At 70.5% G+C, this 13,977-nt stretch carries 14 protein-coding genes; 6 read left to right on the top strand and 8 right to left on the bottom strand.

Translation table 11 applies throughout. The features are described from left to right. Window positions 1-202 precede the first annotated feature (202 nt). Window positions 203-502 (bottom strand): DUF6191 domain-containing protein, encoded by a 300-nt coding sequence (locus AB0H78_RS01155; protein WP_363232081.1) that lies wholly within the window; start codon window positions 500-502, stop codon window positions 203-205. Window positions 503-554: 52 nt separating this feature from the next. Between AB0H78_RS01155 and AB0H78_RS01150 the strand changes: the two genes are divergently transcribed. Both AB0H78_RS01150 and AB0H78_RS01145 read left to right on the top strand, forming a co-directional pair. Continuing rightward, complete coding sequence (locus AB0H78_RS01150; RefSeq protein ID WP_363232080.1) at window positions 555-2,576, top strand: NADPH-dependent 2,4-dienoyl-CoA reductase; 2,022 nt, start codon at window positions 555-557, stop codon at window positions 2,574-2,576. 34 nt (window positions 2,577-2,610) lie between these two features. Continuing rightward, the gene (locus AB0H78_RS01145) at window positions 2,611-3,138 is read left to right on the top strand and encodes a PadR family transcriptional regulator (RefSeq protein ID WP_363232079.1); all 528 of its coding nucleotides are present in this window, start codon (window positions 2,611-2,613) and stop codon (window positions 3,136-3,138) included. A gap of 23 nt (window positions 3,139-3,161) precedes the next feature. Here AB0H78_RS01145 and AB0H78_RS01140 read toward each other — a convergent pair whose 3' ends face one another. The 3 genes from AB0H78_RS01140 to AB0H78_RS01130 all read right to left on the bottom strand — a co-directional run bounded on the left by AB0H78_RS01140 (window position 3,162) and on the right by AB0H78_RS01130 (window position 5,145). Next, a complete protein-coding gene (locus AB0H78_RS01140) occupies window positions 3,162-3,755 on the bottom strand; it encodes a DUF305 domain-containing protein (RefSeq protein WP_363232078.1) in 594 nt (197 codons plus the stop codon). A 67-nt stretch (window positions 3,756-3,822) separates the two neighbouring features. Beyond that, complete coding sequence (locus AB0H78_RS01135) at window positions 3,823-4,197, bottom strand: DUF6153 family protein (RefSeq protein WP_363232077.1); 375 nt, start codon at window positions 4,195-4,197, stop codon at window positions 3,823-3,825. A gap of 45 nt (window positions 4,198-4,242) precedes the next feature. After that, entirely contained in the window at window positions 4,243-5,145 is a 903-nt protein-coding gene (locus tag AB0H78_RS01130; RefSeq protein WP_363232076.1) for an oxidoreductase, read from the bottom strand. Between the two features lie 86 nt (window positions 5,146-5,231). On the opposite strand from AB0H78_RS01130, the gene AB0H78_RS01125 reads away from it, so the two are divergent. Both AB0H78_RS01125 and AB0H78_RS01120 read left to right on the top strand, forming a co-directional pair. Next, window positions 5,232-5,894: a DNA-binding response regulator gene (locus tag AB0H78_RS01125; RefSeq protein ID WP_363232075.1), complete on the top strand. Its 663-nt coding sequence runs from the start codon at window positions 5,232-5,234 to the stop codon at window positions 5,892-5,894. 121 nt (window positions 5,895-6,015) lie between these two features. Continuing rightward, window positions 6,016-6,969, top strand: a complete 954-nt coding sequence (locus AB0H78_RS01120) for a Bro-N domain-containing protein (protein WP_363232074.1) — start codon at window positions 6,016-6,018, stop codon at window positions 6,967-6,969. A 72-nt stretch (window positions 6,970-7,041) separates the two neighbouring features. Here the strand turns inward: AB0H78_RS01120 and AB0H78_RS01115 are convergent, their stop codons facing one another. Both AB0H78_RS01115 and AB0H78_RS01110 read right to left on the bottom strand, forming a co-directional pair. Continuing rightward, window positions 7,042-7,263 (bottom strand): DUF397 domain-containing protein, encoded by a 222-nt coding sequence (locus AB0H78_RS01115; RefSeq protein WP_363232073.1) that lies wholly within the window; start codon window positions 7,261-7,263, stop codon window positions 7,042-7,044. Then, window positions 7,223-8,059, bottom strand: coding sequence for a helix-turn-helix transcriptional regulator (locus tag AB0H78_RS01110; protein WP_363232072.1), 837 nt, complete (start codon window positions 8,057-8,059; stop codon window positions 7,223-7,225). Before AB0H78_RS01110 ends, AB0H78_RS01115 begins: the two co-directional genes overlap by 41 nt. Window positions 8,060-8,093: 34 nt before the next feature. Between AB0H78_RS01110 and AB0H78_RS01105 the strand changes: the two genes are divergently transcribed. Both AB0H78_RS01105 and AB0H78_RS01100 read left to right on the top strand, forming a co-directional pair. Then, window positions 8,094-8,945 carry an alpha/beta hydrolase gene (locus AB0H78_RS01105; RefSeq protein WP_363232071.1) on the top strand — a complete coding sequence of 284 codons (852 nt, stop codon included), beginning with the start codon at window positions 8,094-8,096 and terminating at the stop codon, window positions 8,943-8,945. Window positions 8,946-9,027: 82 nt separating this feature from the next. Beyond that, on the top strand, window positions 9,028-9,828 hold the full coding sequence (locus AB0H78_RS01100; protein WP_363232070.1) for an alpha/beta fold hydrolase: 801 nt from the start codon (window positions 9,028-9,030) through the stop codon (window positions 9,826-9,828). A 9-nt stretch (window positions 9,829-9,837) separates the two neighbouring features. On the opposite strand, the gene AB0H78_RS01095 is transcribed toward AB0H78_RS01100, so the two are convergent. Then, window positions 9,838-11,943 carry a serine/threonine-protein kinase gene (locus AB0H78_RS01095; protein WP_363232069.1) on the bottom strand — a complete coding sequence of 702 codons (2,106 nt, stop codon included), beginning with the start codon at window positions 11,941-11,943 and terminating at the stop codon, window positions 9,838-9,840. Next, entirely contained in the window at window positions 11,936-13,957 is a 2,022-nt protein-coding gene (locus tag AB0H78_RS01090; RefSeq protein ID WP_363232068.1) for a serine/threonine-protein kinase, read from the bottom strand. The genes AB0H78_RS01095 and AB0H78_RS01090 overlap by 8 nt, the downstream gene beginning before the upstream one ends. Window positions 13,958-13,977: the final 20 nt, after the last annotated feature.

The raw sequence follows: 13,977 nt of genomic DNA, 5'->3' as shown, positions 1-13,977 counted from the left end.
TGGGGTGCGCGGGCTCACCCCACCCCGCCCCTTCCCGAAACCGGGGCTCCGCCCCGGCCCCCGTACGCGGCCTCCGGCCACGTGTCCTCAATCGCCGGACGGGCTTGATTTTGCTGAACTGGGCTTGCATGGGGCAAAACAAGCCCCTCCGGCGATTGAGGAGCGGGGGTCCGGGGGCGGAGCCCCCGGGGTGGGGGCGCGGCTAGCTCGGGTCCGGCATGCGTACGGTCACCGTGCCGCCGTCGAGGTCCACGGATGTGTGCCTCGGCGGCGCCCCGTCCTCCTCGTCGTCCCGCATCAGCAGCGAGCTCTGGCGCTCCTTGAGCTCCGCCACCTTGCCCGGCGAGAACGCGGCGTGCAGCTGCTCGAAGCCCGTGGCCGACACCGTCGAGTGGCGCAGGCCGCGGCCCCGGCCCGCCATGCGCGCGAACTGGTCGGCGAAGGCGATGCCGGTCAGCAGGATGACCAGTCCGGGAAGAGTCATGAGTACGACGAGGCCCATGTGGTGAGTCTCGCACTGTTCATTGTGCACTTTGTTGCATAACCTTGAATCCATGAGCCCGTACCCGCACCTCCTGCGCCCCCTCGACCTCGGCTTCACCACGCTCCCCAACCGCGTGCTGATGGGCTCGATGCACATCGGTCTGGAGGAGGCGGAGAACGGTTTCGCGCGCATGGCCGCCTTCTACGCCGAGCGCGCCCGCGGCGGCGCCGGCCTCATCGTCACCGGTGGCATCGCGCCCAACGACGCGGGCCGGCCCTACGACGGCGGCGCCAAGCTCACCACCGAGGACGAGGCCGCCGAGCACCGCGCCGTGACCGACGCCGTCCACGCCGAGGGCGGGCGGATCGCGATGCAGATCCTGCACTTCGGGCGGTACGCGTACCACGAGGACCTCGTCGCACCGAGCGCGATCCAGGCCCCCATCAGCCCCTTCGTACCGAACGAGTTGAGCGACGCCGACGTCGAGCAGACCATCGAGGACTTCGTACGGGCCGCCGGCCTCGCGCAGTCCGCCGGGTACGACGGCGTCGAGATCATGGGCTCCGAGGGCTACTTGCTCAACGAGTTCATCGCGTCGGGCACCAACCACCGCACCGACCGTTGGGGCGGCGCTTACGAGAACCGCATCCGCTTCCCCGTCGAGATCGTCCGCCGCACCCGCGAGCGCGTGGGCCCCGACTTCATCCTCATCTACCGCCTCTCCATGCTCGACCTGGTCCCCGGTGGCTCCACCCTCGACGAGGTCACCGCCCTCGCCCGCGAGATCGAGGCGGCCGGTGCGACGATCATCAACACCGGCGTCGGCTGGCACGAGGCGCGCATCCCCACCATCGCGACCTCCGTGCCGCGCGGCGCGTACACCTGGGTGACGAAGAAGCTGATGGGGGCCGTCTCCATCCCGCTCATCATGAGCAACCGCATCAACACCCCTGAGGTGGCAGAGCAGTTGCTCGCCGAGGGGCGTGCGGACATGGTCTCCATGGCCCGTCCCTTCCTCGCCGACCCGGAGTTCGTCGCCAAGGCGGCGGCCGGCCGCCCCGAGACGATCAACACCTGCATCGGCTGCAACCAGGCCTGCCTCGACCACACCTTCAGCGGCAAGATCACCTCCTGCCTGGTCAACCCGCGCGCCTGCCACGAGACCGAGCTCGTCCTGTCGCCCACCCGCCGCGCCAAGCGTCTGGCCGTCGTCGGCGCCGGACCCGCCGGGCTCGCCTTCGCCGTCTCCGCCGCCGAGCGCGGGCACGCGGTCACCCTCTTCGACGCGGCCGACGAGATCGGCGGCCAGCTCAACGTCGCCAAGCGCATCCCCGGCAAGGAGGAGTTCGAGGAGACGCTCCGCTACTTCCGTACGCAGCTCGAACTGCGCGGTGTCGAGGTCAGGTTGAACACCACCGTCACCGCCCCGGACCTCGCGTCCGCCGCGTACGACGAGGTCGTCGTCGCCACCGGTGTCTCCCCCCGCACCCCGGAGATCCCCGGCATCGACCACCCCTCCGTGCTGACCTACCTCGACGTGCTGCGCGACGGCGCACCCGTCGGGGACCGTGTCGCGGTCATCGGGGCGGGCGGCATCGGCTTCGACGTCGCGGAGTTCCTCACGGACGCGGGCGACGCGGCGAGCCTGGACCCCGAGACGTACTTCCGCCAGTGGGGCGTCGACACGGCGTACGAGAGCCGGGGCGGCCTGCGCGCACCCGAGCGGCCCAAGCCGCCGCGCACCGTCCACCTGCTCCAGCGCAAGACGTCCAAGGTCGGCGCGGGCCTGGGCAAGACGACGGGGTGGATCCACCGCACCGAGCTCAAGCACCGGGGCGTCACGACGGTCGCGGGCGCGACGTACGACCGCATCGACGACGAGGGCCTGCACATCACGGTCGGCGGCGAAGCGACCGTCGTCCCCGTGGACACGGTCGTGCTGTGCGCGGGGCAGGACCCCCGGCGCGCGCTGTACGAGGAGCTGACGGCGGCCGGCGCCACCGTCCACCTCATCGGCGGTGCGGACGTCGCCGCCGAACTCGACGCCAAGCGCGCCATCGACCAGGGCACGCGCCTGGCCGCGACGGTCTGACGGCCTGACGGCCTGACGGGATACGTTTCCGCCCATGTCCCTCCCGCACGCGATCCTCACCGCCCTGCTCGAAAAGCCCTCCTCGGGGCTTGAGCTGACGCGCCGCTTCGACAAGTCGATCGGCTACTTCTGGTCGGCGACGCATCAGCAGATCTACCGCGAGCTGGGGAAGCTGGAGGCGGCCGGGCAGATCCGTACGCTGCCCTCGGCGGGACCGACGCGCGGGCAGAAGAAGGAGTACGAGGTCCTGCCGGAGGGGCGGGCCGAACTGGCGCAGTGGGTGGCGCTCCCGGAGGACCCCCGCCCACTGCGCGACCCGCTGCTGCTGCGGCTGCGGGCCGCGGCGGTGGTGGGCGCGAAGGGGCTCGACGCGGAGATCCGCCGCCATCTGGCGCTGCACGAGAGGCAGTTGGCCCAGTACCGGAAGATCGAGGCCCGCGACTTCCCCGACCCGTCGGCGCTGGGTGATGCGGAACGGCTGCAGTACCTGGTGCTGCGGGCGGGGGTCGAGCTGGAGACGTTCTGGACGGCCTGGCTCGCGGAGGCGGAGGCGGGGGCGTAGCCGACGCCCCCGCCCTTCTCGGATCAGAGCCGGTCGAGGATCTTCCGCAGCTGCGCGATCTCGGCGGACTGGGCCTTCACCACCTCACCGGCCAGCGCGACCGACTTCGCGTCGCGCCCGCTCTTCTGCTCGGTCCGCGCCATCTCGACCGCCCCCTGGTGGTGGCCGATCATCAGCTGCGCGAACCTGCGGTCGAAGGCCGTGCCCTGGGCGGCCTTGAGCTGCGCCATGTCCGCGTCGGACATCATGCCGCTCATGCCGTTCATGCCGCTCGCGCCGTGGTGCATCCCGGTCGCCGTGACCGGCTTGCCCCAGCCCTTCAGCCAGGACGTCATCGTCCTGATCTCCGGGTCCTGGGCCCGTTCGATCGCCCCGGCCAGGGAGGTGATCTCCGCGTCGGAGGCCCGGCCGCCGGCGAGCTTTGCCATCTCCAGGGCCTGCTCGTGGTGGGGGATCATCATCTGCGCGAACATCACGTCCGCGTCGTTGAAGGCGGCGGAAGCGGAAGCGGAGGCCGCGGCCTTGGGCTTGTCGTCGCCGGAGCCGCAGCCCGCGAGGAGCAGAGCTCCGGCCGCGACGGTCGCCGCGTAGGCGATGCGCTTGCTGTACTTGGTCATGCCGAACACACCTCGTGTCGTCGTACGTGCAGAAATGGACTGACGGGGAGAGAGCTCGCCCGTCGGTCTAGATCCGCAGTACTGACAGTTCAGTGAGATCAGGTGTGCGCGGCGGCGGATTGCCCCGTACGACAGCGAGCACGCCCGACGGCACCCGCACCGCCCACTCCGGCCGCCGCGCGAGTGCCGCGTACAGCAGCGCCGCGAACGCCCAGAAGCCGAGCACCGCGACGCACAGCGAGGCCATGTCCATGGCGTGCGGAGGCATCTGCAGGGAGTCGTGCGCCGGAGCCCCAGGGGAGGCGGTCATGGCGGCGGCGGACATGTGCGAGGTGTCCGCGTGGGCGCTGCTCTCCGCCGGGTGTCCGACCGTGTGCATCACGAAGACGCCGAGCGCGAGCACCACGACCACCAGCAGCCGCACCCACCGCCTGACGCTCACCGTTCGACCTCCGCACCGGGGACCCTCGTACCCCGTCAGGGTATGTCACACCGTGTGCGGCGCCGTCAGCGCGGCCAGGTCCGCAGGGGCGAGGGTCAGGGCGCCCGCCGCCATGTTCTCCTCCAGGTGGGCGGGCGACGACGTGCCGGGGATGATCAGTACGGAGGGGGAGAGGGCCAGCAGCCAGGCCAGTTTCACCTGGGCCGTGCTCGCTCCGTACCGGGCCGCGATCGCCTCCAGCTGCGCCGTATCGGACACCGCCTGGTCGCCGCCCTTGCCGACCAGCGGGTAGTAGGGGACGAAGGCGATGGACTGCTCGGTGCAGGCGTCCAGAACCGCGGAGTCGGTACGGCTCCCCACGCTGAACCGGTTCTGCACCGAGGCCACCGGCGCGATCCGCTGCGCCTCCGCGAGCTGCTCCACCGTGGCGTTGCTGATGCCGAGGTGCCGGATCAGGCCCTCCTGCTGCAGCTCGGCCAGCGCGCCGAAGCGCTCCGCGAGGGCTCCGTCGTTCGGCGGCTGGAGGCGGAGGTAGACCAGGTCGAGGCGGTCCAGGCCGAGCTCGCGGAGGTTGTCGTGGACGGCGGCCTTCAGCTCCTCGGGGCCGGCGGGCGAGAGCCACTCGCCGTCGGGGCGCCTGCGGCCGGGGCCGACCTTGGTGGCGATGACCAGGTCGTCGCGGTACGGGTGCAGGGCCTCGCGGATCAGGGCGTTGGCCGTGACGTCCTGGTGGAAGTAGAAGGCCGCCGTGTCGATGTGGTCCACGCCGAGCTCCACGGCCCGCCGCAGCACGGCGACCGCCTGCCGCGGGTCGACCCCCGGGATCCCGAAGTCGCGCATCGGCAGTCGCATCGCCCCGAATCCCGTCCTGGACACGGACAGGTCGCCGCCCAGTGCCCAGCGTCCTGCGGTCGTGACGGTCGTGGTGCTCTCTTCGGTCTTCGTCATGGGGAGATTCTGCGACGCCCCCGCCCCGCCCCCGCCGAACTGGCATCTTGCTGCCACGCGGCAGCGGACGGCAAGATGTCAGGACCATGCGAACCGACCAGATCGTCACCCTGCGGGGCGACCACGAGCTCGTGGCCCGGGCAGGGGATCTGATCGCCGGAGTACGGCAGGAGTTCCTGGTCGCGGCCACGGACCCGTGGACCTTCTCGCCCGGCGTGAACGCCGCCTTCGCGCGCGGCAAGCGCCCGCACCTGCTGCCCGGCATGGTGATGCGCAAGCTGTACACCCCGCGCGCGGTGGCCGACGCCGAGTCCGTGCGGCGGGTCCTGCGGATCGCGGCCACGGGTGCGGAGGTACGGATCGCGGCCGCGCCCCTCACCCACGAGGCGATCGTCCTCGACCGGCGGACCGCGATCCTGGCCGGGGCGCCGGAGAGCGGCGTCCGTACGTACACCGTGGTCACGACCCCCGAGGTCGTGGACAGCATCCGCTCGCTGATCGACGCCACCTGGGAGACCGCCGACTCCATCGCCGCCTTCTCCGGTCTGCCCCGCCCCGACCTCTCGGAGGAGTCGCGCCGCATCCTGCGCACGCTCGGCGCGGGCCACACCGACGAGACGGCGGCCCGCCACCTCGGCATGTCGCTGCGCACCTACCGCCGCAGGGTGGCCGAGCTGATGGAGACGCTGGAGGCGACGTCGCGTTTCCAGGCGGGGGTACGGGCGCGGGACCTCGGCGTCGGCAGCTGACGGGCTCGAACTCGGGTTCCAGCAGCGTGCGAGTTCAAGTCTCCTTTCGGGTGAACATCGCCATTATTAAAGGAAGTTGAATATCCCTGGGTCATAGGTTCCGGCCTGGAGGTGATGCTCGATGGACGAGCAGAAACAGCAGGAACAGAACACGTCGAAGGACGCGATCGAGATCGGCGACTTCGTCTACGCGGCTACGGGCGCGCGGGTGAGGCGGCTGACCATGCCGGACGGGACGTACTGGTTTCCCATGGCGGATGTCGCAAAGCATCTGGGGTACAGCAACTCTCGGAAGGCGCTCTCCGACCATGTTCCGGAGCAGCGCCGAGACATGCTCGAGACTGTCACTGGAGGTTACGGTCTCAGCATTCCCGCAGGTCGGGACTGGCGTCGAGACTTGCAGATGATCGACCTCCAAGGTCTGATCCTGCTTGTCAACGGCTGCACCAAGCCGGAGTGCGAGCCCTTCAAGCTCTGGGTCGCCGAGGTCGTCGAGACCATCCAGCGCACTGGTTCCTACGAACTCGAACCGGCCCCGCTGCAATCCGCCGCTGCTCCCGAGACCGGCGCGACGTATGTCATGCCGCAACAGATCGTCGACGCCCTCGTGCGGTTGGAGGAGCGGAACATCCACGCGGACGAACTGCTGGCTGCTCGGTCGGCGGAACGCAACCAGATGGCCATGGAGCGCAACAGGCTGGAGGAGGAGCGCAACAAGCTCCTGGCCGAGCAGAACAGGCTCCTTGAGCAGAAGCTGGATCTCCTCGTCGCACGCCTCGGGGTTCCGGCGGATTCCGCGCTGGTGCCCGGCCCGCGTACGACGCCCCAGGAACTCCTCGACAACTGGCTGTCCAGGAACCTCGTGGTCACCGAGGACATCCACGCCGTAGCGGCATACCTCGCACCGTCCCTCGTCCAGGGGGCCGCCGAGTACCGCTTCGAGGAGATCGCCGCGAGCACAGGGCTCACGCTCGGACGGGTCCGCGACTGTGTGAACCTGATGCTGGATCTGGGCTGCATGAGGCAGTCCGGCGAGACGGCGGACGGCGCCCCGAGGTACGTGCCGCTGCCGTAGCTGCGGTATCACGCGAAGGGCCCGAAGTCGCAAAACGAAGTTGCGGCTTCGGGCCTCTCGTACGGTAGCGCGCTACGCGCCCGGCAGGGCGCCGAGTCCCCGAACGAAGGCCGAGAAAGCTGCCGTAGTGACGGTGAAGGCACCGCCGCCGAGGTTCTTGGAGTCGCGGACGGCGACATGGTCTGTGCCGGTCCCGGCGGTGAGCTCGGCGACCTCGACGCACTGGCCGCCGGTGTCGCCGCTGTAGCTCGACTTACGCCATGTCGCGGCGGTCAGGCTCTGGTTCGTCTCCATGCTGTTCCTCCATCACGCGCGCGATCAGTGCGGCCGATTCCACCAGGGAGAGGGCGGCGGCCTGCAAGTGAGCGTAACGAAGCTGGCTCTCCTTGACCTTTTCGGGGTGAGCGGTCATATGGCCCTGGACGAAGTCCTCGGTGTAGATGAGGTCGGGGTCGCCCTCAAAGCGCAGGGCATTGAACGAGCCCATCAGGCCCGGGTGTTGGCCCGCCGCGTAAGGCAGCACCTGGACATTCACCCACCGGCTCTCCTGGAAGCTGAGCAGATGCGCGAGCTGATCCCGCATCACCTCGCGCCCGCCGATCTGCTGGTGCAGCACCGCCTCGCTGAGCACGACCCACATCAGTGGCGGGTCCTCCCGCAACAGGATGCGCTGGCGCTCCATCCGGGCCTCGACACGCGCGTCGATGTTGTCCTCCGTCAGTACACCGAGCACCGCCCGTGCGTACGCCTCCGTCTGGAGCAGCCCATCCACGAGCTGGGCCTGGAAGGTGGAGATGTACGCCGCCTTCGCCTCCATCTCCGCGTATTGCTGGAACCAGGAAGGCAGTTGGGACCGCAGGACCAGGCCCGCGAGCCGCGCCAGCTGCCCCTCCGTACCCAGCGCCGCGTCCACCCGCTCGGAGAAATCGCGGGTCGGGACCCTCCTGGCCGTCTCGACCTGGCCCACCAGGGAGCCGGTGCAGAACACGCAGCCGCCGAGCTGCTCCTGGCTGAGGCCGGCCTCCTCGCGCAGGCGGCGCAGTTCCGTGCCGTGACCGAGAGTAGTCTTCTCGTCGCAAACCGGTGACATGAACCACGAGAATGGCGTTCGTTACGCTTGCGTCATGGAGACCAATTCCGTCCAACTCTCAGCAGGAACAGTCGAGTTCATCGATACGGGCGGTTCCGGCGAGGTGATCGTCCTCGTTCCGGGGCTCGGCTTCGACGAGACGGTCTGGGCGGCGGTCACGGAGCAACTGGCTCCGGATTTCCGGGTGGTCGTGCCCGTACTGCCGATCGGCGGCCACCGCATCCCGATGAACGCGGACGCCGATCTGTCGGCCGAGGGGGTCGCCGTGCTCCTGGGGGAGTTCCTGGAGCGTCTTGACCTGAACGCCGTCACGCTCGTCCAGAACGATGCGGGCACCGCCCAACTCCTGGTCGGTGTCGACGACAAGCGCGTCGCCCGGCTGGTCCTCACCTCCTGCGAGGCGCTCGACAACTATCCGCCCGGTCTCCAGGGCAAGGCCCTATACGCGGCGAGCGGCATCCCCGGCGGGCTCTTTCTCCTGCTGCAGATCTTCAAGGTGCCCTTCCTGGTGCGGATGAAGACCTCGCTCGGCGGGATGGCCGTCCGCCCGATCCCGCAGGAACTGATCCGCCGCTGGTACCGGCCGCTGCACACCAGCGCCGAAATCCGCCGCGACCTGCGCAAGTTCGTGCGCGACGGATCGAAGGACGTCTACCTCAAGGCCGCCGAGCGGCTCAGGACCTTCGACCGTCCTGCGCTCGTCGCCTGGGGTGCCGAGGACCGGATGATGCCGCCCGCGACGGGCCGGCGGCTCGCCGAACTGCTGCCGCAGGGGCGGTACGTGGAGATTCCCGGGGCCGCGACGCTCGTGCAGCTGGACAATCCGGACGCATTGACGGCGGAGCTGCGGCGCTTCATCGAGGAGAGCCCGGTGCCGGGCCACTGAATCTCCATTTCTGTAGCGGTCGCTATGGATCGTGCTACGGTCCTTCCATAGCGACCGCTACAGATTGAAGGAGTGTCCCGCCATGCCCGAACTCACCCTCCCCGCACCGACGTTCGCCCGCACCGTGCGCGGCTCGGGACCCGGTCTGCTCCTCGCACACGGCGCGGGCGGCGGCGTCGAGGCGAACTACGGGCTGCTGCTCGACGGCCTCGCCGCCCACCGCACGGTCGTCGGCGCCGACTTCCCCGGCGCCGGTACGACCCCGGCCTCGGCCGCCCCGCTCGACGCGGACGAACTGGCCGACGAGCTGGTCGCCGCCGCGATCGCCGAGGGCTTGGAGACCTTCGCTATCGCCGGTTTCTCGCTCGGCGGCCCGGTGGCCGTTCGTGCTGCGGCCCGCCACCCCGAGCGCGTCACCGCACTGGTGCTGACCGCGACCTTCGCCCACGCTGACGCCAAGTTGCGTCTGGCCGCGTCGATTTGGCGCAGGCTGTACGAGGCGGGCGACCATGCGCTGCTCGCGGAGTTCCTCGCGTACGTCGCCTTCGGTCACGAGACCCTGCAGGCGATCCCGGCCGACGATCTGCGCGCGGGGATCGAGCTGACCGCGGGCTCCATCACGCCGGGCACGCCCGCGCAGACCGAGCTGGTCGGGCGGATCGACGTACGGGACGACCTGGCGCACCTCTCCATACCCACCCTGGTGATCACCACGACGGACGATCCGCTGGTCCCGCCTGCGCTGCAGCGGCAGCTCGCGCAGGGGATTCCCGGCGCGCGCACCGCCGAGATCGCCACCGGGCACCTGCCGTTCGCGGAGCGCCCCGAGGAGTGGCAGAAGCTGATCACCGACTTTCTGGGAGAGCACACCGCCGCCGCGTGACCTCGGGGATCAGGTGACCGGCCACATCCGCACGGTGTCCTTGCTCGAAACGTCGGTGCCGCTCGCGAGGCCGGCCGCCAGCCTCTTCCCGTCCGGGCTGAAGGCCACCGCCGCAAAGGAGTTGGGACCCTTGTAGGCCGCGGTCGTCTTGCCCGTGACCGTGTCCCACACGCGGGCGCTGCCGTCCTGGTCGACGCTGGCCAGCCTCCGGCCGTCGGGGTGGAATGCCACCTGGTGAATCATGTTCTTGTGGCCCTTGAGCGCGACGATCTCCTGGTGGGAGCTGGTGTTCCACAGGCGCACCGCGTTGCCGTTCTCCGCGATGGCCAGTATCTGGCTGTCCGGGCTGAATGCCACGTCCTGGGCGGTGTTGAAGTCCAGAGTGGTCAGGATGCGACCCGACGGCATCTCCCGTAGCTGCATGGGATAACTGCAGACCAGCAGCTTGCCGTCCGGGCTGAACCGCACGGGCCCGGGGCTCACGTCCTTGTGGATGGTCTTGAGCCCGCCGGAGGCGACGTCCCATACGTACAGGCCCTTTGCCGTGCTCGCGGCGAGGGTCGAGCCGTCCGGACTGAGGCTCGCCCCGTTGACGAAGCCGTCCTGGCCCTTCGCCGACGTGATGCCGGTGAAGGTCTTGACGGTGCGGCCGGTGGCCACGTCCCACAGCCGGACCTTGTTCTCCTCCACGCGCATGAGCAGTTTGGCGTCCGCGGTGAAGGTGTTCTGCTGCATGTACGCGGCGGTGGCCATGTGCGTCGCCGTGCCGCGTCGGGTGGCCACGTCCCAGCGCCAGATCGTGCCGTCTCCGCTGGAGGCGAGCACCGACTTGCTGTCCGGGCCGAAGATGATCCCCGAGACGGCCGGGGGGCCGATGAGGGAGACCGCGCCCGCCGTGGACTTGTCCGATGCGGAGGAAGGCGACTTCGATGAACCGCTCCTGGGCGTCGCGGAGTTGTCGTCCTTGTCGCCCTGGTTGCGCAGGAGCAGCGGGACCCCGACGGCCGTGGCGGCGACCGCCGCTGCCGCCCCGCCGATGAGGAGCGTGCGCCGGGAGACGCCGGTGCCGGCGGCGGCTGTTGCGGGCGGTGGTGTGTGCGGAGGCCGGGGTGGCGGCGGGCTGGGCTGCCGGTACGCGGGATGCGCGTACGGCGTGCCCACGGGCGCGGCGTCGGGTGCCGTCGGCGTCCGGTCCGCCGGAGACCTGTCCGTCGGCGTTCTGTCCGCCGGGCCCAGGTGCAGCGTCCCCTCCAGCGCGGGCAGGCGCGGATCGGGTGGGCGGACCGCGGCCCCGGCCGCCGCCGCCCCGCCAGCCGGTGTCCCACTGAACGCGGCTGCCAGGCCTGCGACTTCGGGCCGCCCGGCGGGGTCCTTGGCCAGGCAGGCGAGCAGCAGCCGGTGGAGCTCGCCGTACAGGCCGTTCAGCATGGGCCCCTGGTCCAGGATCCGCTGGACGACCTCCAGAAGAGTGGGCGCGTCGAACGGGCTGCGTCCGGTCGCGGCGAAAGCCAGCACGGATCCGAGCGAGAAGACGTCGGATGCGGGTCCCGCCCGGTCGGCCCGGATCTGCTCCGGCGACATGAACGCGTACGTGCCGATGATCGTGCCGGTCGCGGTCAGTGAACTGGCGTCCACAGCACGGGCGATACCGAAGTCGATGATGCGCGGCCCGTCCTCGGCGATGATGACGTTGCCCGGCTTCAGGTCGCGGTGGACCAGTCCGCACCGGTGGATCGCGTCGAGCCCCTCGGCGAGCCCCGCACCGAGCCGCAGGACGGCGTCGGGGTCGAGGGGGCCGCCGTCGGCGACGACCTGGTGGAGCGTGGGTCCCGGGATGTACGCGGTGACCAGCCACGGCTCCGCCGCCTCGGGGTCGGCGTCGACGACCTGCGCCGTATGGAAGCCGCCGACCTTCCTGGCAGCCTCCACCTCCCGGGTGAACCGGGCCCGGAACTGCGGGGAGTCCGCGAGTTCGGCGTGGATCAGCTTCACGGCGACCTTGCGGCCGCCGGGTGACGTACCGAGATAGACGGTGCCCATGCCGCCCGCGCCCAGCCGGCCGTCCAGCCGGTAGGGGCCGACCCACTGGGGGTCGTCGGGTGTCAACTCATCCATGGGTACCGTCCGTCGGGGGTGCGGTGGGCAGGCGCCCGGGAAGCTTCCAGAGCTGGATCGAGGTGTCGGTCTCCTGGGTCACTGCGGCCAGGTTCACGGCGGCGGCCAGGGTGGTGCCGTCCGGGCTGAACACCAGCGAATCCAGCGAGGCGGTGAGCTTCGACGTCGGCATGACGGCGTTCAGGGTGGCGGTGGAGAGGCGGCCCGTGGAAGCGTCCCAGAGACTGATCGTCCTGCCGGTGGTGTCCTCGGGCTTGAGGGTGCGATTGCCGCCGGCCCCGGCGATCAGCGCGCCGACCGGGCCGTAGGCGCCGGTGGAGAGATAGTCGTGACGGCCGTCGGTGAGGGACGACTTGAGATGCCCGGAGGCCAGGTCCCACATCCGCACACCGGGCCCGAAGCCGGCAAGGGTCTTGCCGTCGGGGCTGAACGCCACCGTGGAGTAGTTCTTGCTCCCGCCGGCCGTGAAGGTCCTGATGAGACGGCCGGTCCCGGCGTCCCAGTACCGCACGATGCCTTCCTCGGTGTCGGCGGCCACACTGGCGAGCGTCCGGCCGTCCGGACTGAACGCGACCCCCCTCATGCTCCCGGTGTGCCCGTTGAGGGTGGCCCTGGTGCGCCCGGTGGACGGATCGAGCAGCCGCACCGTGCTGCCGACGCCCGCGGCGAGCGACTTGCCGTCGGGGCTGGACGCCAGGCAGTTGACGCTGTCGAACTCCCCCGCGTACGAGGCGAGGACGCCCTTCGGCACCCCGGTCCGCACGTCCCAGCGCCGCAGCGTCTTGTCGAAGCTCCCGCTGTAGAGCGTCGCGCCGTCCGGGCTGAACGCGACGGCCATGGCCCACTCCTTGTGGCCCTTGAACGTGGTGATCGCACGCCCGCCGACGGCGTCCCACAACCGCACGGACCCGTCGAAGGCGCCGCTGGCGAGTGTCTTTCCGTCCGGGCCGAAGGCGAGGCACCCCACGTTGCTGGTGTGGCCGCTGAGGCGTACGACCGGCTTGCTGAAGTCCCTGGCGGGCGGGGACTTGGGCGATCCCGTACCGCCCTTGGAGCCGGAGCCGGAGCCAGAGCCGGATTTCGACTCCGGCCAAAGGACATACGCGGGGACCCCGACGGCGGCCGCGGCGACAGCGGCTCCTCCGAAGATCAGCGCACGCCGGGGCAGTGCCTTCGGGGCGGGGGAGGGGGGAGAGGGGACGCCGGGAGCGGTCACCGAAAGGCGCGCGAGGATGTCGTCCGCGGACGGGCGGGCGTACGGATTCTTGTCCAGGCATGCGACCGTCAGCTCGTACAACGCACCGCTCATCCCGGGGAGTTGAGGCGCTTCCTGGGTGACCCGGTGGACGATCGCAGGCACGACCGACGCCTCGAAGGGGCTGCGCCCGGTCGCGGCGAAGGCGAGGACCGAGCCGAGCGAGAAGATGTCACTGGCGGGTGCGACGGGCTCGGCGCGGATCTGCTCCGGTGACATGTAGGCGTACGTACCGATCACCGCGCCCGCACGGGTCATCGGCTCGGCGGCGCCCACGGCATGGGCCACACCGAAGTCGATGATGCGGGGCCCGTCGGCGGCCATGATGACGTTGCCCGGCTTCAGGTCGCGGTGGACCAGACCGCACCGGTGGATGGCGGCAAGCCCCTCGGCCAGGCCCGCCCCGAGCCGCAGCACGGCGTCGGGTGCCAACGGGCCCTGCCCGGTGATTACTTGCTGCAGAGTCGGCCCCGGGACGTAGGCGGTGACCAGCCACGGAGCCTCTGCGGCGGGGTCGGCGTCGACAACCTGCGCGGTATGGAAACCGCCCACGCTGCGGGCCGCTTCGACCTCCTGCGCGAAGCGCGCCCGGAACTGTGCCGAGGAGGCCAGCTCCCGCCGGATCAGCTTCACCGCGACTTGCCGCCCGGACGGCGAAGTCCCCAGGTACACCTGCCCCATCCCGCCCGCCCCCAGCCGGCCGTCGAGGCGGTACGGGCCTATGTGCGCCGGGTCTCCGGGGCGCAGGGAATCCACCATGCGCTAGTCGGTCGCGTCGT

This window comes from Streptomyces sp. NPDC050738 (assembly GCF_040654175.1).
Taxonomy (GTDB): domain Bacteria; phylum Actinomycetota; class Actinomycetes; order Streptomycetales; family Streptomycetaceae; genus Streptomyces.
This window is presented reverse-complemented; position numbering and strand designations above follow the sequence as displayed.

Coding starts and splice junctions, on each gene's coding strand:
- AB0H78_RS01145 (WP_363232079.1), top strand. CDS start 2,611: ATGTCCCTCCCGCACGCGATCCTCACCGCCCTGCTCGAAAAGCCCTCC.
- AB0H78_RS01110 (WP_363232072.1), bottom strand. CDS start 8,059: ATGTCACCGGTTTGCGACGAGAAGACTACTCTCGGTCACGGCACGGAA.
- AB0H78_RS01095 (WP_363232069.1), bottom strand. CDS start 11,943: ATGGATGAGTTGACACCCGACGACCCCCAGTGGGTCGGCCCCTACCGG.
- AB0H78_RS01140 (WP_363232078.1), bottom strand. CDS start 3,755: ATGACCAAGTACAGCAAGCGCATCGCCTACGCGGCGACCGTCGCGGCC.
- AB0H78_RS01155 (WP_363232081.1), bottom strand. CDS start 502: ATGGGCCTCGTCGTACTCATGACTCTTCCCGGACTGGTCATCCTGCTG.
- AB0H78_RS01125 (WP_363232075.1), top strand. CDS start 5,232: ATGCGAACCGACCAGATCGTCACCCTGCGGGGCGACCACGAGCTCGTG.
- AB0H78_RS01130 (WP_363232076.1), bottom strand. CDS start 5,145: ATGACGAAGACCGAAGAGAGCACCACGACCGTCACGACCGCAGGACGC.
- AB0H78_RS01115 (WP_363232073.1), bottom strand. CDS start 7,263: ATGGAGACGAACCAGAGCCTGACCGCCGCGACATGGCGTAAGTCGAGC.
- AB0H78_RS01105 (WP_363232071.1), top strand. CDS start 8,094: ATGGAGACCAATTCCGTCCAACTCTCAGCAGGAACAGTCGAGTTCATC.
- AB0H78_RS01100 (WP_363232070.1), top strand. CDS start 9,028: ATGCCCGAACTCACCCTCCCCGCACCGACGTTCGCCCGCACCGTGCGC.
- AB0H78_RS01120 (WP_363232074.1), top strand. CDS start 6,016: ATGGACGAGCAGAAACAGCAGGAACAGAACACGTCGAAGGACGCGATC.
- AB0H78_RS01090 (WP_363232068.1), bottom strand. CDS start 13,957: ATGGTGGATTCCCTGCGCCCCGGAGACCCGGCGCACATAGGCCCGTAC.
- AB0H78_RS01150 (WP_363232080.1), top strand. CDS start 555: ATGAGCCCGTACCCGCACCTCCTGCGCCCCCTCGACCTCGGCTTCACC.